The organism is Ruegeria sp., from assembly GCF_965243365.1.
Taxonomy (GTDB): domain Bacteria; phylum Pseudomonadota; class Alphaproteobacteria; order Rhodobacterales; family Rhodobacteraceae; genus Ruegeria.
On sequence record NZ_CBDEUW010000002.1, the window covers coordinates 3,248,628 to 3,270,389 of the forward strand.

22 protein-coding genes and 1 tRNA gene are annotated in these 21,762 nt (G+C 57.0%); 17 read left to right on the forward strand and 6 right to left on the reverse strand.

All coding sequences use genetic code 11. From position 1 onward, the window contains the following. The first annotated feature begins 90 nt into the window (after positions 1-90). From alaS to ACP0GE_RS19815, 3 genes are all read left to right on the forward strand, one after another. Complete coding sequence (gene alaS / locus ACP0GE_RS19805) at positions 91-2,763, forward strand: alanine--tRNA ligase (protein WP_424833615.1); 2,673 nt, start codon at positions 91-93, stop codon at positions 2,761-2,763. Position 2,764: 1 nt separating this feature from the next. Beyond that, the gene (locus ACP0GE_RS19810) at positions 2,765-3,052 is read left to right on the forward strand and encodes a DUF1330 domain-containing protein (RefSeq protein WP_424833616.1); all 288 of its coding nucleotides are present in this window, start codon (positions 2,765-2,767) and stop codon (positions 3,050-3,052) included. A 289-nt stretch (positions 3,053-3,341) separates the two neighbouring features. Further along, positions 3,342-3,962: a transglutaminase-like cysteine peptidase gene (locus ACP0GE_RS19815; RefSeq protein ID WP_424833617.1), complete on the forward strand. Its 621-nt coding sequence runs from the start codon at positions 3,342-3,344 to the stop codon at positions 3,960-3,962. Positions 3,963-4,052: 90 nt separating this feature from the next. Here the strand turns inward: ACP0GE_RS19815 and ACP0GE_RS19820 are convergent, their stop codons facing one another. The 5 genes from ACP0GE_RS19820 to ACP0GE_RS19840 form a co-directional block, all read right to left on the reverse strand. Continuing rightward, positions 4,053-4,574, reverse strand: coding sequence for a hypothetical protein (locus tag ACP0GE_RS19820; RefSeq protein ID WP_424833618.1), 522 nt, complete (start codon positions 4,572-4,574; stop codon positions 4,053-4,055). A gap of 436 nt (positions 4,575-5,010) precedes the next feature. Then, positions 5,011-6,828 (reverse strand): translational GTPase TypA, encoded by a 1,818-nt coding sequence (gene typA / locus ACP0GE_RS19825; RefSeq protein WP_424833619.1) that lies wholly within the window; start codon positions 6,826-6,828, stop codon positions 5,011-5,013. A gap of 76 nt (positions 6,829-6,904) precedes the next feature. Next, complete coding sequence (locus ACP0GE_RS19830; RefSeq protein ID WP_424833620.1) at positions 6,905-7,240, reverse strand: SMR family transporter; 336 nt, start codon at positions 7,238-7,240, stop codon at positions 6,905-6,907. A 364-nt stretch (positions 7,241-7,604) separates the two neighbouring features. Beyond that, on the reverse strand, positions 7,605-7,850 hold the full coding sequence (locus ACP0GE_RS19835) for a hypothetical protein (protein WP_424833621.1): 246 nt from the start codon (positions 7,848-7,850) through the stop codon (positions 7,605-7,607). After that, positions 7,850-8,503 (reverse strand): alpha/beta hydrolase, encoded by a 654-nt coding sequence (locus ACP0GE_RS19840; protein ID WP_424833622.1) that lies wholly within the window; start codon positions 8,501-8,503, stop codon positions 7,850-7,852. The genes ACP0GE_RS19835 and ACP0GE_RS19840 overlap by 1 nt, the downstream gene beginning before the upstream one ends. Before the next feature lie 177 nt (positions 8,504-8,680). Between ACP0GE_RS19840 and ACP0GE_RS19845 the strand changes: the two genes are divergently transcribed. From ACP0GE_RS19845 to ACP0GE_RS19890, 10 genes are all read left to right on the forward strand, one after another. Next, positions 8,681-9,139 carry an Rrf2 family transcriptional regulator gene (locus tag ACP0GE_RS19845; protein WP_424833623.1) on the forward strand — a complete coding sequence of 153 codons (459 nt, stop codon included), beginning with the start codon at positions 8,681-8,683 and terminating at the stop codon, positions 9,137-9,139. A gap of 45 nt (positions 9,140-9,184) precedes the next feature. Next, positions 9,185-10,228 carry a cysteine desulfurase family protein gene (locus ACP0GE_RS19850; protein WP_424833624.1) on the forward strand — a complete coding sequence of 348 codons (1,044 nt, stop codon included), beginning with the start codon at positions 9,185-9,187 and terminating at the stop codon, positions 10,226-10,228. An 18-nt stretch (positions 10,229-10,246) separates the two neighbouring features. Beyond that, positions 10,247-11,767 carry a Fe-S cluster assembly protein SufB gene (sufB, locus tag ACP0GE_RS19855; RefSeq protein ID WP_424833625.1) on the forward strand — a complete coding sequence of 507 codons (1,521 nt, stop codon included), beginning with the start codon at positions 10,247-10,249 and terminating at the stop codon, positions 11,765-11,767. Continuing rightward, positions 11,767-11,970 (forward strand): hypothetical protein, encoded by a 204-nt coding sequence (locus ACP0GE_RS19860; protein WP_424833626.1) that lies wholly within the window; start codon positions 11,767-11,769, stop codon positions 11,968-11,970. The genes sufB and ACP0GE_RS19860 overlap by 1 nt, the downstream gene beginning before the upstream one ends. A gap of 48 nt (positions 11,971-12,018) precedes the next feature. Continuing rightward, positions 12,019-12,774, forward strand: coding sequence for a Fe-S cluster assembly ATPase SufC (gene sufC / locus ACP0GE_RS19865; protein ID WP_424833627.1), 756 nt, complete (start codon positions 12,019-12,021; stop codon positions 12,772-12,774). Continuing rightward, complete coding sequence (sufD, locus tag ACP0GE_RS19870; protein WP_424833628.1) at positions 12,774-14,054, forward strand: Fe-S cluster assembly protein SufD; 1,281 nt, start codon at positions 12,774-12,776, stop codon at positions 14,052-14,054. The genes sufC and sufD overlap by 1 nt, the downstream gene beginning before the upstream one ends. Beyond that, on the forward strand, positions 14,054-14,539 hold the full coding sequence (locus tag ACP0GE_RS19875; protein ID WP_424833629.1) for a YIP1 family protein: 486 nt from the start codon (positions 14,054-14,056) through the stop codon (positions 14,537-14,539). Before sufD ends, ACP0GE_RS19875 begins: the two co-directional genes overlap by 1 nt. Then, entirely contained in the window at positions 14,536-15,102 is a 567-nt protein-coding gene (locus ACP0GE_RS19880) for a Yip1 family protein (protein WP_424833630.1), read from the forward strand. Before ACP0GE_RS19875 ends, ACP0GE_RS19880 begins: the two co-directional genes overlap by 4 nt. A gap of 13 nt (positions 15,103-15,115) precedes the next feature. Then, a complete protein-coding gene (locus tag ACP0GE_RS19885; protein WP_424833631.1) occupies positions 15,116-16,336 on the forward strand; it encodes a cysteine desulfurase in 1,221 nt (406 codons plus the stop codon). Positions 16,337-16,391: 55 nt separating this feature from the next. Beyond that, positions 16,392-16,468: transfer RNA gene (locus ACP0GE_RS19890), tRNA-Arg, on the forward strand. Between the two features lie 91 nt (positions 16,469-16,559). Here the strand turns inward: ACP0GE_RS19890 and ACP0GE_RS19895 are convergent. Continuing rightward, a complete protein-coding gene (locus ACP0GE_RS19895) occupies positions 16,560-17,129 on the reverse strand; it encodes a YcbK family protein (protein WP_424833632.1) in 570 nt (189 codons plus the stop codon). 361 nt (positions 17,130-17,490) lie between these two features. Between ACP0GE_RS19895 and ACP0GE_RS19900 the strand changes: the two genes are divergently transcribed. Genes ACP0GE_RS19900 through ACP0GE_RS19915 form a run of 4 tightly spaced genes read left to right on the forward strand, consistent with a single transcriptional unit; the run spans position 17,491 to position 21,725 of the window. Then, positions 17,491-19,092 (forward strand): L,D-transpeptidase family protein, encoded by a 1,602-nt coding sequence (locus ACP0GE_RS19900; protein WP_424833633.1) that lies wholly within the window; start codon positions 17,491-17,493, stop codon positions 19,090-19,092. A gap of 34 nt (positions 19,093-19,126) precedes the next feature. Continuing rightward, a complete protein-coding gene (gene lpxD, locus ACP0GE_RS19905) occupies positions 19,127-20,218 on the forward strand; it encodes a UDP-3-O-(3-hydroxymyristoyl)glucosamine N-acyltransferase (RefSeq protein ID WP_424833634.1) in 1,092 nt (363 codons plus the stop codon). A gap of 32 nt (positions 20,219-20,250) precedes the next feature. Then, a complete protein-coding gene (locus ACP0GE_RS19910; protein WP_424833635.1) occupies positions 20,251-20,508 on the forward strand; it encodes an acyl carrier protein in 258 nt (85 codons plus the stop codon). Between the two features lie 8 nt (positions 20,509-20,516). Next, entirely contained in the window at positions 20,517-21,725 is a 1,209-nt protein-coding gene (locus tag ACP0GE_RS19915; protein WP_424833636.1) for a beta-ketoacyl-[acyl-carrier-protein] synthase family protein, read from the forward strand. Positions 21,726-21,762 lie beyond the last annotated feature (37 nt).

Sequence of the window (21,762 nt, forward strand, 5' to 3'; positions counted from 1 at the left end):
TTCGTTCCTGGGGCCAATGCTGTGGACACTCCCGGGGCAGGGGGCTAAACCTTCGCAGACCCTTATGAATGCGCGCTGAGAGAGCCCAAAATGCCCACGCTGAATGATATCCGTTCGACCTTCCTGAATTATTTCGCCAAGCAGGGCCATGAGGTTGTGGCGTCCAGCCCTCTGGTCCCGCGTAATGATCCGACGCTGATGTTCGTGAACTCGGGCATGGTGCAGTTCAAGAACCTGTTCACCGGTGTTGAAACCCGCGACTATCAGCGAGCCACCACGGCACAGAAATGTGTGCGTGCGGGCGGCAAGCACAATGATCTGGACAATGTGGGCTACACCGCGCGGCATCACACGTTTTTTGAGATGCTGGGGAATTTCTCGTTCGGTGACTACTTCAAGCCCGAAGCGATTCCTTTCGCGTGGGAATTGATCACCAAGGAATTCGGAATCGACAAGAACCGTTTGCTGGCAACGGTGTATCACACTGATGACGAGGCGTTCGAGATCTGGAAGAAGGTCGGCATTCCGGAGGGTCGGATTATTCGCATCGCCACCAACGACAACTTCTGGCAAATGGGTCCGACCGGCCCGTGCGGTCCGTGTACCGAGATTTTCTATGACCACGGCGATCACATCTGGGGCGGACCTCCGGGTTCAGCCGAGGAAGATGGCGACCGGTTCATCGAAATCTGGAACATCGTCTTCATGCAGAACGAGCAGTTCGAGGACGGCTCGATGGTCGAACTCGACATGCAGTCGATCGACACCGGCATGGGGCTGGAGCGGATTGGCGCGTTGTTGCAGGGCAGCCATGACAACTATGACACGGATCTGTTCAAAACGCTGATCGAGGCGTCGGCTGAGGCGACAGGTGTTGATCCTTATGGCGATCAGAATGTGCATCACCGTGTTATCGCTGATCACCTGCGCTCAACCTCGTTCCTGATTGCGGATGGGGTGATGCCATCCAATGATGGGCGCGGTTACGTGTTGCGCCGGATCATGCGCCGTGCCATGCGCCATGCCCACCTGCTGGGGGCGAAGGATCCGGTCATGCATTGCCTTGTTCCGACTTTGGTGCAGCTGATGGGGGCGCAATATTCTGAGTTAGGTCAGGCACAGGCCCTGATTGAAGAGACATTGTTGCTTGAAGAAACCCGTTTCAAACAGACACTGGATCGCGGTCTGAAGCTGTTGGACGACGAAGTGGCAAATCTGCCGGACGGTGCGGCGTTACCCGGTAATGCGGCGTTCAAGCTGTATGACACTTATGGGTTCCCGCTGGATCTGACCCAAGATGCACTGCGCGAAAAAGGTCGGACTGTCGATACGGACGGGTTCGATGCCGCGATGTCCGAACAAAAAGCCAAGGCGCGCGCGGCGTGGGCCGGCTCCGGTGAATCTGCAGATCAAGCAGTGTGGTTTGATGTTCTGGACAGCGCTGGTGCTACGGATTTCCTGGGATATGAGACCGAGAAAGCCGAAGGGCAGGTGGCAGCTTTGATCGTTGACGGAGCCTTGGTTGACAAGATCGAACAAGGTGGAACGGGTTGGGTTGTCGTGAACCAGACGCCTTTCTATGGCGAAGCGGGTGGTCAGATCGGCGATACCGGAGAAATACGGCGCCTTGAGAACATGCAGGACGTGGCCAAGGTCGAAGACACACGCAAATTTGCCGAAGGCAAGGTCTATGCCCATCGCGTGACCGTCAGTCAGGGAACTTTGTCGAAAGGCGATGGGGTCGAGCTTGCGGTCGACCACGCCCGTCGCACTGCAATCCGGGCGAACCACTCTGCCACGCACCTTTTGCACGAAGCGTTGCGGGAAACTTTGGGTGATCATGTGGCACAGCGCGGCTCGTTGAACGCGGCGGACCGGTTGCGATTTGATTTCAGTCACTCCAAGGCGCTGACACTGGAAGAAGTGCAAAAGGTTGAGCGTGAGGTAAACGATTTCATCCGTCAGAACTCGACCGTAGAGACCCGGATCATGACGCCTGATGACGCGCGTGAGCTGGGCGCGCAGGCACTGTTTGGCGAAAAATACGGTGATGAGGTCCGCGTGGTCTCGATGGGCAAAGCACCCACCGGCAAGGGGCATGATGGTGAGACGTGGTCGATCGAGCTCTGTGGCGGCACCCATGTGCGCCAGACCGGTGATATCGGCACATTTGTCGTGCTTGGCGACAGCGCCAGCAGCGCCGGTGTGCGCCGAATCGAAGCACTGACCGGGGATGAGGCGTTCCGCTATCTATCGGCGCAGGACCATCGTCTGGCTCAGATCGCGCTGGACCTGAAGGCGCAGCCGGACGATGTTGTTGGCCGCGTCAAATCTTTGCTCGACGAACGCAAGGCATTGCAGAACGAGGTGGCCCAGTTGCGCCGTGATCTGGCGATGGCGGGTGGAGCCGGTCAGGGCGGTGGCGCTGCGGCGCGTGACATTAACGGAACCAAATTCTTCGCGCAGGCACTCAGCGGAGTATCGGGCAAGGACCTACCTGCCTTGATAGATGAACATAAGGCGCGTTTGGGTTCTGGTGCGGTATTGCTCATCGCTGATACCGGTGGGAAAGCAGCGGTGGCCGCGGGTGTTACCAACGATCTGACCGATCAGGTGTCGGCTGTGGATCTGGTCAAGGCTGCGGTGGTTGAGCTGGGCGGTAAAGGTGGTGGAGGCCGTCCCGATATGGCACAGGGCGGCGGCAGGGATGCGACCAATGCGGACGCTGCCATCAAGGCCGCCGAAAAGGTTCTGGGAGGATAAGATGCCTGCACTCTGGATTGCGCATGTAACGGTGACGGATGCCGAAGCTTATGGAAAATACGCTGAGCTTGCAGGGCCAGCTATCGCTGCGCACGGCGGTTCTTTTATCGCCCGGGGTGCGCGCTACGTTCAGCTGGAAGGAAAAGAGCGGCCGAGAAATGTGGTCGCTCGTTTCCCCTCGGTCGAGGCGGCGGTCGAGTGTTACAACTCTGCTGAATACCAAAAGGCGCTTGATCACGCCCGGGGGGCGAGCGAACGAGAGTTGATCGTCGTTGAGATAACGGATTGATAATAAGTGCTTTTCGCAAGCTTTGCTCTGAGCGCCGATAAGGTGCTTTGATCTCAAGTTAAATACCAACCGTCAGGCACGGTTGGTTTTTTGTGCTCGCCCGTCCCAAGATTGTGGCAGCGGATGCCATGTTCTTGTGCGGAAAAGGTCTAAAAGACTTACGAATTTCTGCCGTTTTTCATCCCCAGTCTAACCAATGATTGCTTTGTCGCTGCCAAGCTCTATAGATTAAGAATTTGGAATATGGGTGCGCAAAAAAGTAATCGCTCGGATGCTATTGGATCGAGGGATGACCATGACACTGTTCTGCTCCAAGTTATTCGCGGGAGCCCAAAACACGCTGAAACAGGCCGGGGCAGCTTTTGTTCTGGCCTTTGGTGTTTTGTCGCTTGGTGGTGAAAGCGCCTATGCCGAAACGGCGTTCATTCCGGGTGATCTCGCATCACCTCCTCCATCCGGTGCGCGCGGCTTGTGTGCGCAGTATTCCTGGGCTTGTGCAAGCAAACAGTCGATCCGCATGTCCAGTGAACAAGAGATGAAACTGGTTAAGCTGATCAACAGAAGGGTGAATGCAAGCACCCGGTCGGTGACCGACCAATCGCAATACCGACAAGCCGAGCATTGGGCGCTTCCAACATCAAGAGGCGGCGACTGTGAAGATTTTGCCTTGTTAAAAAAGCGGGATTTGGTCAAAGCAGGGATCGACCCCAGCAAGTTGTTGATCGCCACGGTGCTGGATTCGCGTCGCAACTCTCATGCGGTGTTGGTTTACCGGTCAAGTGGCGGTGATTTGGTCCTGGACAACCTGACAAGTCGGATCAAACCCTGGACAGACACGCGATATCTTTTCCTGCGCATGCAGAATCCAAAACGACCTAACCAATGGGTAGGGGTGTTTAGAAGCAGTTGAATTTGAAACAGGTCGGGTCGTGCCCCGATTGCTTCAAAAGACAAGGGCACCCGTTGGGGTGCCCTTTCTTCATTTGTTAGTCCGTGATCATTAACGATCATTCGGGCCGTCGTCTACATACCCATCATCCGAGGGTCCATCATCCACATATCCGTCATCTGAGGGACCGTCATCGACGTAACCATCGTCATCCGGTCCATCGTCTTCCGGTCCGTCATCTTCCGGTCCATCGTCGTCCGGTCCATCATCATCTGGTCCGTCATCGTCCGGTCCATCATCATCTGGTCCGTCATCGTCCGGACCATCATCGTCGGGCCCATCGTCATCCGGCCCGTCATCGTTAGGATCATCTGGGTCATCCGGATTATCGACATCGGGGTCGTCATCACTCGGCGTATCGCTGGGCGGGTTGTCGTCGTCCGGGTCATCACCTGGTCCGCCAGTGGTTCCCGGCGGCACATCATCGTCCGGGCCATCGCCAGTGCGCGAATTGCCCGCGGGCGTTGTGGCTGTCGGGAAGTCAGTTAGCACGGTCGCGAAGGCCGGGCAATCACGCAACGTGCGCTGCAAAATCTCTTCGAAATCCGAACGTCTTTGGATGTAACGCAGCATTTGGGAACTGACGGCGTCACACGCACACAGTGTGCTGGACGACACAGATTGTCTGGCCGTTTTTACTGTGCACACCTCGGATGCAAAAGCAGAACCCGTGGACAGTATCGGCAATGATGCCGAAACAAATACAAACGAAAGTAACCTTGATCTCATGCGCATAATGCGCCTCCTCAAACTCTTTACTCGTTGGAGCTGCGGTGACTCGCGGTGCCGCGCTCCGGTCACGACTACAACAAAATCTTGCCGCAATTATAGGGGCGGGGAAGCCCAGAATTCCCCTTAATGAACAACGTAGGGTTGAGTTGCCCAAGAAATCAAAGAGAAAGCCCGGGCGAGTGCCGGGCTTTTGAAAATACACTATTGTTCGGTGTGACTTAAAAATGTCACAGATATGCCATTGTTTCCGATTTGGGAACCGCGGGGCCCCTCAAACCTAGGCCGATTTTGCCATCCGTTTCCGCTCATGCGGGTCCAAAAAGCGCTTGCGCAGGCGCACCGCGTTTGGGGTTACCTCGACAAGTTCGTCATCGTCGATATAGGCGATTGCCTCCTCCAGCGAGAACCGAATATGCGGCGTCAGACGAACAGCATCGTCCGAACCGCTGGCCCTGACGTTGGTCAGTTTTTTACCCTTCAGAGGGTTCACTTCCAGGTCATTGTCCCGTGAATGTTCACCGATCACCATGCCCTGATAGACATCCGTTTGCGGACCTACAAACATACGTCCACGCTCTTCCAGGTTCCAAAGTGCATAAGCGACGGCCTGGCCGTTCTCCATCGAGATCAGAACTCCCGCCCGGCGGCCCGGGATCGGCCCTTTATGGGCCGCCCAGCCATGGAATACGCGGTTCAGAACACCGGTGCCGCGCGTGTCGGTCAGGAACTCGCCATGATAGCCAATCAGTCCGCGTGAGGGGACGTGGGCGATGATGCGGGTCTTGCCTGCGCCTGCCGGGCGCATCTCGGCCAACTCGCCTTTGCGCGCGCCGGTGATCTTTTCGATCACCGCGCCAGAATACTCGTCATCCACGTCGATGGTGACTTCTTCGATAGGTTCCAAACGCTGGCCGTCTTCTTCACGGAACAGAACTTGTGGGCGCGAGATGCTGAGTTCAAAGCCTTCGCGGCGCATGTTCTCGATCAGAACGCCCATCTGCAATTCGCCTCGGCCCGCGACCTCAAAGGCTTCGCCGCCGGGCGTGTCAGTGATGCGGATAGCCACGTTCGATTCGGCCTCTTTCATCAGGCGATCACGGATGACGCGAGATTGCACTTTCTTACCGTCACGCCCGGCCAGCGGGGAATCGTTGATGCCGAAGGTCACGGTGATGGTAGGTGGGTCGATAGGTTGGGCGGGCAGGGCTTCCTCGACCTGGGGCGCGACAAGCGAGTCTGCAACGGTCGCTTTGCTCATGCCCGCGATGGTGACGATGTCACCCGCCTCGGCGACATCGATGGGTTGTTGTGCCAGACCACGGAATGCGAGGATCTTTGAGGCGCGGAAGCTTTCGATCTGAGTGCCATCGCGGCTCAGCGCCTTGAGGCTGTCACCCGCTTTCAGGGTGCCGCTTTCCACACGACCGGTGAGGATGCGGCCAATGAACGGGTCGTTGCCCAAGGTGGTGGCCAGCATGCGGAACGGCTCGTCCTTTTTCTCGACCTGCTTGGGTGCCGGGACGTGATCCACGATCAGGTCAAACAGAGCGGTCAGATCCTTGCGGGGGCCGTCCAGTTCCATATCTGCCCAGCCCGAGCGGCCCGAGGCGTACATGGCCGGGAAATCCAGCTGGTCGTCATCGGCACCGAGGTTGGCGAAAAGGTCAAAGCACTCGTCCAGCGCGCGATCGGGCTCGGCGTCGGGTTTGTCGACCTTGTTCAGCACCACGATCGGACGCAGGCCCAGCGCCAGTGCTTTCGACGTTACGAATTTGGTCTGCGGCATCGGGCCTTCGGCGGCGTCAACCAGAAGAACTACGCCATCCACCATGCTGAGAATACGCTCGACCTCACCACCGAAATCGGCGTGGCCGGGGGTGTCGACAATGTTGATGCGGGTGTCTTTCCACTCGACCGATGTCGCTTTGGCCAGAATGGTGATGCCGCGTTCACGCTCCAGATCGTTGCTGTCCATGGCACGCTCGGCCACGGCCTGATTTTCCCGGAACGCGCCGGATTGTTTGAGCAGCTCATCCACCAGGGTTGTCTTGCCGTGGTCCACGTGAGCGATGATTGCGATATTGCGCAGGTCCATGAGAGGTCAGCCTTTGAACGGGAAGTTGCCGCGCGCATAGCGCGGCTTGTCCAAAGTTACCAGCCCTAACGCGTATTCAATGGCCCGCAGTTTTTGAAAACAGGTGAATGACCAGAATCCCGGCCAGAATAAGTGCCATACCAAGAAGGGCCGGCCAGTCCAGTTTTTGGCCAAAGACCAGATAGCCAATAAGCGCGATGAGGAAAATACCCAAGCCCGACCAGATGGCATAGACCACACCAACCGGCATGACTTTCAGGGTCAACGCCAAAAGATAAAATGCGCAGCCATACCCAATGATGACCAGAACCGAAGGCCAGAACCGCGTAAACTGCTGGCTGGCCTGGAGCGCGGTGGTCCCGATGGTCTCGGCCGCCACGGCAAGTAGGAGGAGGATGTAAACGTTGGGCACGGCTGTTCTCGTTGCTGAGGTGACAGATTGATTGATCATGGCCGTCGGGTTCACGGCAAGTGGATTTATTTCGGAGGGCGGATGACGGGTTGAGCGAGGGTCAGGTAAACCCGACTATCCGTATCACTGCAAATCGTGTTACAGTAACAGTGTTTATTGTTTTATTTTACGAGTTTTGAAATGACGACATTTGCAAAATCAGTCATCATCCTATCGTTGTTGATCGTGGTGCTGGGGTGGCTTGCAGACGGGGGGTCCGTCGACACGGAGGCAGCCCACAGTAGTGAACAGTTCATTGGTAATGCGGTTTAAGCGCCCATAATGTGCGATGGTCCTAAAAGGAGCTTTCGGGCTCCTTTTTTGTTTACTGTTTTTCAATCGCTTTGAGCTTGGACCGATGCTCGGATAAGCGCTGAACGACAAATTGCCGTGCCTTGCGCTCGGCAAGCCGCACGCGGATTTCAGTCAAAAACGCCTCTTCCAGCGATTGTGACGCCGCGCCCAAAACTTCTCCGACTTCGACAAAGAACCGGTCCTCACCGGTTTCATCCATGACCTTCATGGTGTCTTCGGCCAGACGGGAAGCAAGGGTTGTGATTGTATCTGCCATCAGCGCGTCGTTTCGGTCAGGCGGCGTTTGACATAGTCGGTTGTAGTGTCGATCAGCGTGTCCATGTGGCGATCCTGGAAAAAGTGATCGGCGCCCTCAACTTCGTCATGGGTGATCGTGATGCCCTTTTGTTCGTGCAGTTTGCTGACCAAAGCTGTAGTGTCCGCAGGCGGTGCAACCCGGTCGGATGAGCCGTTGATGATCAGGCCCGAAGACGGGCAGGGTGCCAGGAATGAGAAATCATACATGTTGGCCGGTGGCGACACACTGATGAAACCCGTGATTTCCGGGCGGCGCATCAACAACTGCATCCCGATCCAGGCACCGAACGAAAAACCCGCAACCCAGCAGTGCTTCGAGTTGTTGTTCATCGACTGCAGGTAATCCAGCGCCGAGGCTGCATCGCTCAGCTCGCCCACACCCTGGTCGTATTCGCCCTGACTGCGGCCGACACCGCGGAAGTTAAATCGCAAGACGGTGAAGCCCATGTTGTAGAAGGCATAGTGCAGGTTATAGACCACCTTGTTGTTCATGGTCCCGCCGAACTGAGGATGCGGGTGCAACACGATGGCGATCGGCGCGTCTTTTTCCTTTTGCGGGTGGTAGCGGCCTTCCAGGCGGCCTTCGGGTCCGGGAAAAATCACCTCGGGCATGTGTGCATTGGTCCTGTTTTTAGCGCCCCGGTGCCCGGATATACTTGACGGAAATCGTCGGGCACCTTAGAACGGTTCTAATTATATGTATGTCGCGTAAAACGCTGCCAGTGGGAGATACGCACTGGCAGCGGCGGCGTCAATGATTTCGCGTTGTTCTTGCCACGAGGGAATGAAATGAAGCTGTCAACCAAAGGTCGATACGCAATGGTTGCGCTTGCGGATATTGCCCTGCAACCGGCAGATAAGCTGGTGACGCTTGGTGAGATTTCCGAGCGGCAGGATATCTCGCTGCCGTATCTCGAACAGCTTTTCGTAAAGTTGCGCCGGGCAGAGCTTGTTTCCTCGGTACGCGGTCCGGGTGGTGGATACAAACTGGCGCGCCCAGCGTCGGATATTCGGGTGGTTCAGATTCTCTCGGCTGTGGATGAAACCGTCGATGCGTTGCAAAAAGGGGCCGGAGCCTCGGGCGCATCTTCGGGCAGTCGCGCGCAATCCCTGACAAATCGCCTGTGGGAAAGCCTGAGCGCGCATGTCTATGTGTTTCTGCACCAAACGCGCCTTTCGGATGTCATAGAAAACGATTTGGCCCCATGCCCGGCGGTGCCCAGTCTGTTTGCGGTTGTCGACGACTAAAAAGACGTAAAGAGGACCGGACAGTATGTTGGAAAAGATGTATCCGTGAAGCGTATTTATTTGGATCATAACGCAACGACCCTGCTGCGCCCCGAGGCCCGCGCGGCGATGATTGCCGCGATGGACGTTGCGGGTAACCCGTCTTCGGTGCATGCCGAAGGGCGGGCGGCAAAGGCGTTGATCGAAAAAGCGCGGGCCCAGATTGCATCGGCCTTTGGTGCGGATGGGGCGGATATCGTGTTCACGTCCGGATCGACAGAGGGGGCGGCACTGACACTCGCAGGTCGGGGGATGCAGGGCGCCGAGATTGAACATGACGCTGTAAGGGTTTGGACAGACGGCAGTTTGCCGGTTTCGAAAAGTGGGCAGGTTACGGTGGCCCGCCCTGAGGAATCGGCCCTGCAACTGGCCAATTCGGAAACCGGTATTGTGCAAACCCTGCCCGAGGGGCTGGCAGTTACGGATGCGACGCAGGCCTTTGGCAAGCTACCGGTGGCATTTAATTGGCTCGGCGCGCGGATGGCGTTGATCTCGGCCCATAAACTGGGCGGACCCAAGGGCGTCGGTGCCGTAGTGATGAAGCGGGGCACCGATCTGGCTGCGGCGATCAAGGGCGGCGGGCAAGAGATGGGTCGCCGCTCGGGCACCGAAAATGTGATTGGAATTGCAGGGTTCGGGGCCGCAGCAGAAGCAGCAGCGCGGGATCTGGCGAACGGTGTTTGGGAAAAAGTTGCAGAACTTAGAAATATTCTAGAAAACGCCCTTGAGGCCAGTTCTAAAGCTACTATTTTTGTCGGGAAAGATCAGAGGCGACTCCCCAACACGCTGTGTTTTGCTACGCCTGGTTGGAAAGGTGAAACGCAGGTCATGCAGATGGATCTGGCAGGTTTTGCGATCAGTGCGGGATCGGCCTGTTCCAGCGGCAAGGTACGGGCCAGCGCGGTCCTGACGGCCATGGGATATGACGAGCAAACGGCTGCAAGCGCAATCCGCGTGTCGCTGGGGCCGGAGACGACAGAAGAAGATGTGCTGCGCTTTGCAGAAGCGTGGCTGGAAAAAGAGAAAAAGTATCACGCGCGCGCAGCGTGATCTGACGGAGGGTGTCTTATGGCCGCTTTGGACCAGACCCAGGTAAAAGATGGTGTCGATCAGGAAACCGTGGATGCGGTACGCGAGGTCAGCACATATAAATACGGCTGGGAAACCGAAATCGAAATGGAGTACGCGCCCAAGGGCGTGAACCCGGACATTGTTCGTCTGATCTCTGAAAAGAATGAAGAGCCGGAGTGGATGACCGAATGGCGTCTTGCTGCGTTCGAGCGGTGGACACAGATCGAAGAACCGAAATGGGCCATGGTCCACTATCCCAAGATCGATTTTCAGGACCAGTATTACTATGCCCGTCCAAAATCGATGCAGGAAAAGCCAAAATCTTTGGATGAGGTCGACCCCAAGCTGCTGGCCACTTATGAAAAGCTGGGCATCCCGCTGAAAGAACAGATGATTCTGGCCGGTGTGGAAGGGGCTGAGGATATGCCCGCCGAAGGCCGCAAGGTCGCCGTGGACGCGGTATTTGACTCGGTGTCCGTTGGAACGACGTTCCAGGAAGAACTGCAGAAGGCCGGGGTGATCTTTTGCTCGATCTCTGAAGCGATCAGGGAACATCCTGAATTGGTCAAGAAATACCTCGGATCGGTCGTCCCGGTTTCGGACAACTTTTATGCGACCTTGAACTCTGCCGTGTTCTCGGACGGCTCATTCGTCTACGTGCCGCCGGGCGTGCGCTGCCCGATGGAACTGAGCACCTATTTCCGCATCAATGCCGAAAACACAGGTCAGTTCGAGCGTACCCTGATCATCGCCGACAAAGGCTCTTACGTCTCGTATCTTGAAGGTTGCACCGCACCACAGCGCGACACCGCACAGTTACACGCGGCTGTGGTCGAAATCATTGTCGAGGAAGACGCCGAGGTGAAATACTCGACCGTCCAGAACTGGTTCCCCGGGGATGAGAACGGCAAGGGCGGTATTTACAACTTTGTGACCAAACGCGCCGATTGCCGGGGCGATCGGTCCAAGGTGATGTGGACGCAGGTGGAAACCGGCTCGGCCGTGACGTGGAAATACCCGTCCTGCATCCTGCGCGGCGACAACAGCCAGGGCGAGTTCTACTCGATCGCCATCACTAATAACTATCAGCAGGCCGACACCGGCACCAAGATGGTTCACCTTGGCAAGAACACCAAATCCCGCATCGTGTCCAAGGGGATCAGTGCTGGTAAAGCACAGAACACCTATCGCGGTCTGGTCTCGATGCATCCCAAGGCCAAGGATAGCCGGAACTACACGCAATGTGACTCGCTGCTGATTGGCGACAAATGCGGGGCGCATACGGTTCCGTATATCGAGGTCAGGAACAACTCCTCGCGGGTGGAGCATGAAGCGACGACCTCGAAGGTAGACGATGACCAACTGTTCTACTGCCGTCAGCGCGGCATGGACGAAGAAGAGGCCGTGGCACTGGTTGTGAACGGGTTCTGTAAGGACGTCCTGCAAGCGCTGCCGATGGAGTTTGCCATGGAGGCACAACAATTGGTGGCGATCTCACTAGAGGGCTCCGTTGGCTGATGGTGCGTGACCCCCGAAGCCGCATCCAGAAAGATGATGTGCTGACAGTGCTAGGATACGCGCTGCCGGTGCTGGGCGGTTTGTTGGGGGTCGCTTACGTCAACACCAATTACATGGACTTTATCAACCCGGTTTGGGCTGTTGGAATAGGGGCAATCATCGGTTGGATTGCCGCTTGGGCCATACGCAAAGTACTGGGATAAAACATATTGGGGCCGGGGCGCCCCTTGCGATACGCAAAAGGAAAAACCATGCTGGAAATCAAAAACCTGCACGTGAAACTTGAGGAAGAAGACAAGGAAATCCTCAAAGGCGTAGACCTGAGTGTCGAAGCCGGAAAGGTGCATGCAATCATGGGCCCGAACGGATCGGGCAAGTCGACGCTCAGCTATGTGTTGTCGGGCCGCGATGGGTATGAAGTGACCGAAGGCGCGGCCACTCTGGACGGCGAAGATCTGCTGAATATGGAACCGGAAGAGCGTGCCGCCGCTGGCGTGTTCCTTGCATTCCAGTACCCGGTCGAAATTCCCGGTGTTGGCAACATGACTTTTCTGCGAACAGCCGTTAACGCTCAGCGTAAAGCACGTGGTGAGGAAGAACTTTCGGCAGCCGACTTCCTGAAGTTGATACGCGAAAAGGCGAAATCGCTGAAGATTGACGCCGATATGCTAAAGCGTCCGGTCAATGTGGGCTTTTCGGGCGGTGAGAAAAAGCGTAATGAAATCCTGCAGATGGCGATGCTTGAGCCCAAGATGTGCATCTTGGATGAGACTGACTCGGGCCTTGACGTTGACGCGATGAAATTGGTGTCAGAGGGCGTCAATGCGCTGCGTGACGCGGGTCGTGGCTTTCTGGTCATCACTCACTACCAGCGCCTGCTGGACCACATCAAACCGGACGTCGTGCATATCATGGCTGACGGTCGTATCGTGAAATCCGGCGGTCCTGAACTGGCGCTTGAGGTCGAAAACAACGGTTATGCCGACATTCTGGCCGAGGTGAACTGATGGCGCTGCCCCAAGCAAAACAGACTGCGACCGAAGAACGTCTGGCTACCCTGACCATGCCTGATGCCGGTTGCACCCGTAAGGCGCGCGAGGCCGCACTGGCCCGGGTGCGGGAAATGGGTTTGCCCGGTCGTCGTGATGAGTATTGGAAATACACGCGCCCTGACACTCTGAATTCGGCCGAGGCGCCTACTGCAGCCGTGTTCCACTCGGACGAAGCCGAGATGTTTTACGCGTTTGACCGCCTGAAGATCGTCTTTGTCGATGGGGTATTCAGCCCCGAAGCATCGGATGATCTGTCTCAGGACGGCGTCACAATCGACCGGCTGGAAGATATCTGCTGCAAAGATATCCATTGGGGCAAAGAGTTGTATGGCGTTCTTGAAGCCAAAGGCCAGTCGCCGGTTCCGCGTCCTCTGGCCGCTTTGAACACCGCGTTTGCGTCGGATGGCGTGGCGATCCATGTGACAGGCAAACCGTCAAAGCCAATCAACTTGATCTATCACCATACATCCGAGACATCGGACGCGATCCTGCATCACATCGTGCGCGTCGAGCCCGGCGCCGAGGTTACCATCCTCGAAAACGGCCCGGCGGCGTCGCGGTTCAACAAATGTATGGAGATCGACATTGCCGATGGCGGCACGCTGCATCATGTGCGCGCGCAGGGCAGGGATTGGGAACGCCGCGCCGCAACCCATATGTTCACTCGTTTGGGAACCGAGTCGGTCTACAAATCGTTTACGCTGACGGTGAATGGCGTTCTGACGCGGAATGAGCAGGTTGTGGAGCTGACCGGGGACAACGCGGTTGCCCATGTAGCTGGCGCATGTGTCGGTGATGGCGATTTTCATCACGATGATACCGTTTTTGTTACCCATGATGCGGTGAACTGCGAAAGCCGTCAGGTGTTCAAGAAAGTGCTCCGCAATGGGGCGACCGGCGTGTTTCAGGGCAAGATTCTTGTAAAAGAGGGCGCTCAGAAGACAGATGGCTATCAGATCAGCCAGTCATTGCTGCTGGATGATGACAGTCAGTTTCTGGCCAAACCCGAGCTTGAAATCTATGCCGACGATGTCGCCTGCTCGCACGGCTCGACCTCGGGCGCGATTGACGAGACTGCGTTGTTCTACTTGCGGTCTCGCGGTGTTCCAACGGCGGACGCGACCGATATGCTGACATTGGCCTTTCTGGCCGAGGCGGTGGACGAGATCGAGGATGATCGATTGGCCGAAGATATCGTGACACGCCTGCAAGCCTGGTTGGCACGCCGCCGCTGATGCCCGTGACGACGGATATCGTGGCCACATATCGCGGTCCTGGCCGCGTGGTGCGCCGCCTGCTGGATATGGGGCAGCGGGAAGACCGGGCACTGGCTTTCGTGATGGCGTTTTGTGTCATCTCATTCATCGCTCAACTGCCTGGTCTGGCCCGCAAGGCACATCTTGAAGGGCTGGACCTGAGTATGCAGATGGGCGGGGCCCTGTTGGGAACCGTTATCATTCTGCCGCTGGTTTTTTATGCCATAGCATGGGTTTCTCATTTGGTGGCGCGGATATTCGGGGGCAGCGGCTCGTCCTTTGGTGCGCGCCTAGCCTTGTTCTGGGCCCTGCTGGCGTCGACCCCGCTGCTGTTGCTGAACGGTTTGGTGGCCGGTTTCATCGGACAGGGTGCGGCAATCAATCTGGTTGGAATGGCCTGGGTCGCCGTGTTCATGTGGTTCTGGATTTCCGGATTGATTCAGGCAGAAGGCCGCGCCGAATGACCTCGACCGAATTGCGCAACCTGGCCGTCTTGACGATTACAAGTCCGGCAGAGGCAGCACGGCAAGTGCTGGCAAATTGTCCGCCCCGCGACGTGTTGTGGTTGGCCTTTGCCCTTGCTGTGGTGCTGAATACGCTCGTACAGGCAGCCTCGGCCCTGCTGTTTCCGGTCGTCGATCCTGAACTGCAGGTTCTTTACGATCCGGTCTGGCAGGTGCTGTTTACCACTGCCGGCGCTTTACTGTTGAGTATCGGTGCCTTTTTCCTGATCGGGCGGTTGTTTGGGGGCGAAGGCAGCTTTGACGGGATCATGGCGCTGTTGATCTGGCTGCAATATCTGCAGGTGGCCGCTCAGGCCTTGATCTTTTTCATCGTGATGATTTTACCCGGCCTGTTTCGACCACTGATATTGGCCATGAGCCTTTTCAGCCTTTACATCACCCTGCATTTTCTGAATCAGGCCCATCGGTTTGGATCGCTTGGAAAGTCCTTTCTCGTGATTCTGATATCCGGCGTTGCAGCCATACCTTTTGTCCTTCTATTGACCCCGGGCGGGCCGGAATAGGGAATCTTTGCCTATGTATGATGTTCAGAAAATCCGCTCTGACTTTCCGATCCTGTCTCGTCAGGTGAATGGCAAGCCGTTGACCTATCTGGATAATGGCGCCTCGGCACAGAAACCTCAGGTCGTAATCGATGCTGTGACGCAGGCATATGCGCACGAGTATTCTAACGTCCACCGTGGGCTGCATTACCTATCGAACCTTGCCACCGAGAAATATGAGGCCGTCCGAGGAACCGTCGCCCGGTTTCTGGGTGCACCGGATGAGGATGAGATCGTCCTGAACTCGGGCACGACCGAGGGGATTAATCTGGTGGCATATGGCTGGGCGATGCCGCGTCTGCAGGCCGGAGATGAGATCGTGCTGAGTGTGATGGAGCATCACGCCAATATCGTGCCCTGGCATTTTCTGCGCGAACGGCAGGGTGTGATCCTGAAATGGGTGGATGTGGACGCGGCGGGCCATCTTGATCCACAGGCGGTCATTGACGCAATCGGACCGAAGACCAAGCTGGTTGCCGTAACCCAGTGCTCGAACGTTCTGGGGACAGTTGTTGACGTCAAGGCAATCACCGACGGCGCCCATGCCAAGGGGGTTCCGGTTCTGGTCGATGGCAGCCAGGGTGCGGTGCATATGCCGGTGAATGTTGCCGAGATTGGTTGCGATTTCTACGCGATCACCGGGCACAAGCTGTATGGCCCTTCGGGCTCTGGTGCGATCTATATCAAGTCCGAGCGCATGGCTGAAATGCGCCCGTTTATCGGCGGCGGCGATATGATCAAAGAGGTCTCGAAAGATCAGGTGATCTACAATGATCCGCCCATGAAGTTTGAAGCCGGCACACCCGGCATCGTCCAGACCATAGGTCTGGGTGTCGCACTGGAATACATGATGGGCCTTGGCATGGACGCGATCGCGGCGCACGAGGCTGGCCTGCGCGACTATGCGATGCAGCGTCTGACCGGGCTGAACTGGTTGCAGATACAGGGAACAACGCCGGACAAGGCAGCGATCTTTAGCTTCACGCTGGACGGGGCCGGTCATGCGCATGACGTTTCGACAATTCTGGACAAAAAAGGCGTAGCCGTTCGCGCCGGGCACCATTGCGCGGGTCCGTTGATGGACCATCTTGGTGTCACTGCGACGTGCCGCGCCAGCTTTGGCCTGTACAACACGACAGATGAGGTCGACACGCTGGTCGAGGCGTTGGAACTGGCGCATGATCTGTTCGCCTGATCCGGGCCAATTTGCAGTTGCGCCCGGATCGGAACGAGGGTAGCTAACCCCCAAGGCACCTGTAGCTCAGCTGGATAGAGCGCTGCCCTCCGAAGGCAGAGGCCAGAGGTTCGAATCCTCTCAGGTGCGCCATATTTCTGCACTCACATCCATCCGACGAGCAAAACAAACCCCCGTCAGAGCGTGTCTGCGGGGGCTGATCTTCCGGCAGGAGGGGGACGTCTTATCCGCGCCAGGTGCGGATGTCGCCGCAGTCCATATGGACGAAGTTTGAACGGTAATACTGGCCAACGCCACCGGCGCGGCAGGACATCGCGGCCTTGGCCATTTGTGAGACCGAGCGGGACGCCAAACGCAGATCTGCCGCCTGGCCTTGCATATGGAGGGAATTCCGCGCAACCCGGCGCGATTTGGAGCGGAGCATGGCGTTTGTCTGGGGGGAACGATAGCCGGACAGCAGCATATAGGGCTCACTCGCGTCAAGCAGGTTGTGCGACGCAGCCATGATGTCGACCGTGCGCAGATCCATGGATTTGACCTGATCGGTTCGCCAGTCACGCATAAAGTGGTTCACTTCTTTGACGGCATCTTTGATGTATTTGCCGTCGACCCAGTAAACCATGTCAATACGCTCGCCGGTGCGGCCAGAATACATGCGGATACGACGAATATCGCCGCCGCCGCGAAGAAAACCTGCTGCTTTGGAATAGGTCGGAGCTGCTACAACTGCCGTGGCTGCAAATGCACCCAATAGCGCGCGACGGGTCAAGCCCGATGTACTGCTCTTGCTCATTTCAAGTTTCGTCCCGTACTGTTCCTGCCTGCGCACGATGTTACGCGCGCGTTCTTAATTATTTCCCCATCCCAGATGGGGCGATTTATGGCACAGTTGGATTCGTGCGCCAAGAAGTCTTTGAGATACACGTTTTCAAGGGGGAATTTTCGGCAGTTTTTTGCGCAATTGATACAGATTTGCACAGTTTTGCCACAAAAAACCGGCGGTTCTCCGCGCGCGATGCAAACGCGCATCATGGTAGGAAAGATGACTGGAAGTGATGGAAAAGTGAATAGACATCCCCAGAACCGCGCAACATTATTTGTCAAATGCCTAGTAAATCTGGGCCGCCAAGCCGTTGAATAACCAAGGACATCCCATGCCTTCTGTCTTTCGGACATGTACCAGTTTTCTTTTCGCCGCCGGTTTTGCGGTTTCAGCAAGTTTCGCGCATGCAGGGACGGACAGCACTGCCTTTCAAATGGCCGTGGCTGAAAGCACGGCCGGGGAAAAAGACGTCGCTGCGTTTTACAGGAAAAACGGGTTTGAACCTCTGTGGGTTGGCGACACGGCTGAACATGCCAAACGGCGCGCTGCTCTGATCAAGGCCTTGACGTCCCTGCATCTGCACGGCCTGCCAGCCGGGCGCTATGATGCCCAGTCGCTTGTTGCGATGATGGAAGGCGCGGATACGATCCGGGATCTGGGTCTGGTTGAGGTCCAGATGACCCGAGTTTTTCTACAATATGCCAATGACTTACAGGGCGGACTTGTCAAGCCTTCCAGCATTGACGACGGTCTGGTGCGCAAGGTTGAACGACGTTCGAATGACCAGCATCTGATACGGGTGTCGTCCGATCCGTCCGGGGCTTATATCAACAATCTAGCCCCGCAATCCCGGCAGTATCGCGCCCTGATGAAGCAGAAAATCGCTTTGGAGCAGGTGATCGCACAGGGCGGATGGGGCGCGACAGTGCCCGTGACAAAGCAGGAATTCGGGGACACCGGGCCAAACGTCATCAAACTGCGTAATCGGCTTGTGCGTATGGGGCACATGAAACCAACCGCCAGCCCGTCTTTCGACGCGGCTTTACTGTCGGCTGTTCAGTCCTTCCAGACAGCTCATGGGTTGGAACCTGATGGCGTCGCGGGCAAGGGCACCATCACCGAGCTCAACCGCCCGGCCAGCGACCGCCTTAAGGCTGTGCTGGTTGCACTGGAGCGTGAGCGGTGGCTGCCTGAGGAGCGGGGCACGCGCCATATTCTGGTCAATCAGGCCGACTTTTCAGCCAAGATCGTGGACGATGGGCTGGTCACGTTCGAAACCCGGGCAGTGATCGGGAAGAACACCCACGATCGCCGCAGCCCAGAATTTTCGGACCAGATGGAGCATATGGTAATCAATCCCAGCTGGTATGTGCCGCGCTCAATCATCACCAAGGAATATCTGCCGCAGCTGCAATCAGATCCAAACGCTGTGCGCCATATCGAAATCACGGACCGTACTGGGCGTCAGGTCAACCGAGAGGCCGTTGACTTTACCCAGTTTACCGAGCGTGACTTTCCATTCGCGATGCGCCAGCCGCCCAGCAGAAGCAATGCGCTTGGGTTGGTGAAGTTCATGTTCCCCAACAAGTACAACATCTATCTGCATGATACGCCTCAGAAATCTCTGTTCGCGCGTGAGGTGCGGGCGTTTTCGCATGGCTGTATCCGACTCGCTCAACCCTTCGAATTCGCCTACGCGCTGCTGGCCCGGCAAGAGGAAGACCCCAAGGCGTTTTTCCATCGGGTGCTGAATACGGGCAAAGAGACCCAGGTGAATCTGGATCAGCCGGTACCGGTACATCTGATTTACCGCACCGCCTATGTTGGGCCGAAAGGTGAAGTGCAGTATCGCCGCGACGTCTATAATCGGGATCGCAAGATCTGGGACGCGCTGCAAAAGGCAGGGGTGGCCCTGCCGGACGTTCAAGGGTAATCACGGGGCAAGTCCTGCCACAAGGAAGCCCAAGATGCAGTTTACCGTAGAACAGATCGCTCAGGCATTGGGTGCGGAAGCCGTCGGTCAAACAAGCCTGACCATCCTGCGCGCCGCCGAGCCGGGCGAAGCTGGCCCCACCGATTTGGCCATGGCCATGTCACCAAAATACGCCGAGGCGCTTGCGGGCGGCTCGGCCCGTGCCGCCGTTCTGTGGGAAGGTGCGGACTGGCAGGCTTTGGGCTTGGACGCTGCAATCTTTGTGGGGCGTCCTCGTATGGCCATGGCGGGCATTACCTCGATGCTGGACCGGGGGCAGGGGGTTGAACCGGGCATTCACCCCTCGGCTGTCATCGACCCAACAGCTGAGATAGGCGCGAATGTTTCAATTGGGCCGCTATCGGTCGTTGGTGCCCGTGCGCAAATTGGCGATGGGGCGGTGATCGGTGCGCATTGTGTGATTGGCATTGATGTAACGTTGGGCACCAACGCGTTGCTGCGCGAAATGGTCAGTATTGGCGCGCGCGCGACGATTGGCGACCGCTTTATCGCGCAGCCCGGTGCGCGGATCGGTGGTGACGGCTTCAGCTTTGTGACGCCCGAGGTGTCCGGCGCAGAAAACGCCCGCAAAACGATGGGTGATCAGGGGGATGCCAAGGCCCAGAACTGGTTGCGCATTCATTCCCTGGGTGCGGTGGAAATTGGGGACGATGTTGAGGTCGGTGCCAATTGCACGGTGGATAACGGCACGATCCGAAACACAAAAATCGGGAATGGCTCGAAACTGGATAACCTCGTGCATGTTGGACACAACACGCGGGTTGGGCAGGATTGCCTGCTTTGCGGGCAAACCGGCGTGTCCGGATCAGTCGAGATTGGCAACAACGTGGTTCTGGGCGGACAGACCGGCGTCGTAGACAATATCTTTATCGGTGATGGTGTCATCGCGGGAGGCGGCACAAAAATTCTGTCCAATGTCCCCGCAGGGCGCGTCATCATGGGCTATCCGGGCATAAAAATGGAAAGCCATACAGATATTTATAAGGCGCAGCGCAGGTTGCCCCGCATGGCCCGCGACGTTGAGGCACTGAAAAAGGCTGTTTTCAAACAGTCGCCGAGCGATTAAATCATCCCAAAAGCGACAATCAGGGGATCGACATGAGCATCAGCGACCGCGTCATCGCAATCATTGCCGAGCAGGCCGTTTTGGAGCCATCGGATGTGACGCCCGACAGCACGCTCGAGGATCTGGGTATTGATAGCCTTGGTCTGGTCGAAAGCATCTTCGCAATTGAGGAAGAGTTCGACATCTCGGTGCCCTTTAATGCAAATGAGCCGACAGCGAGTGATTTTGACATCACAAACGTAGCCGCGATCATTGCCGGGATCGAAAAGCTCGTGGCGGAAAAGGTCTGACAGACGCCATGAAACGCGTTGTCATTACGGGCGCCGGCACCATCAACTCGCTGGGCCATTCCGTGCCCGATACGCTGGAAGCCATGCGCGAAGGGCGCTGTGGCATTTCCGAACTTGAGTTCCGCGATGTGGACCGGCTGGCCATCAAGATCGGCGGTCAAGTACGCGGGTTCGAGGCCGAAGGGCGTTTCAATAGACAACAGATGACGTTGTATGACCGGTTCACGCAATTCACGCTAACCGCAGCAAAAGAGGCTATCGATCAGTCGGGCATCGTGTTTCACGGGGATGTTGCTGCCCGGTCAGGCGTAGTTCTCGGCACAGCCGGGGGCGGCGTTTCCACGTGGGATGACAACTACCGGTCGGTCTATGAGGACGGCAAGAACCGGGTGCATCCGTTTGTTGTGCCCAAGCTGATGAATAACGCCGCTGCAAGCCATGTCTCGATGGAGCATAATCTGAAAGGCCCGAGTTTCACCGTCTCTACAGCCTGCGCCTCGTCTAACCACGCCATGGCTTTGGCGTTTCAGATGGTGCGCAGCGGTGCAGCCCCGGCCATGATCACCGGCGGATCGGAATCCATGTTGTGCTTTGGTGGCGTCAAGGCATGGGAAGGTCTGCGGGTTATGTCCAAGGACGCCTGTCGTCCGTTCAGCGCCAACCGCAACGGTATGGTTCAGGGCGAGGGGGCCGGGGCTTTTGTGTTCGAGGAATACGAACAGGCCCGCGCACGGGGTGCCGATATCCTGTGTGAGGTTGTCGGATTCGCCATGTCCTCGGATGCTGCGGATATTGTGATGCCCAGCAAGCAAGGCGCCTCGCGCGCTATGGCGGGTGCGTTGGCGGATGCGAAGCTGAATGCCAGCGATGTGGGCTACATCAATGCTCATGGAACCGGCACGGCCGCCAATGACAAGACGGAATGTGCCGCAGTCGCCGATGTGTTCGGCCCACATGCGGATGACTTGATGATCTCATCCACCAAATCCATGCACGGTCACCTGATTGGCGGCACTGGCGCGGTCGAGCTTTTGGCCTGTATCATGGCCCTGCGCGACGGGGTGATCGCTCCGACTATTGGTTACGAGGAGCCCGACCCGGAATGCGCCTTGGACGTTGTGCCGAATGAGGCCCGCGAGGCCAAAGTCAACGTTGTGCTGAGTAATGCGTTTGCTTTTGGCGGGTTGAATGCTGTGCTGGCCTTGAAAAGGGTATAGAAAAAGCCGCTGTTTCAAACAGCGGCTTCACTTTCTG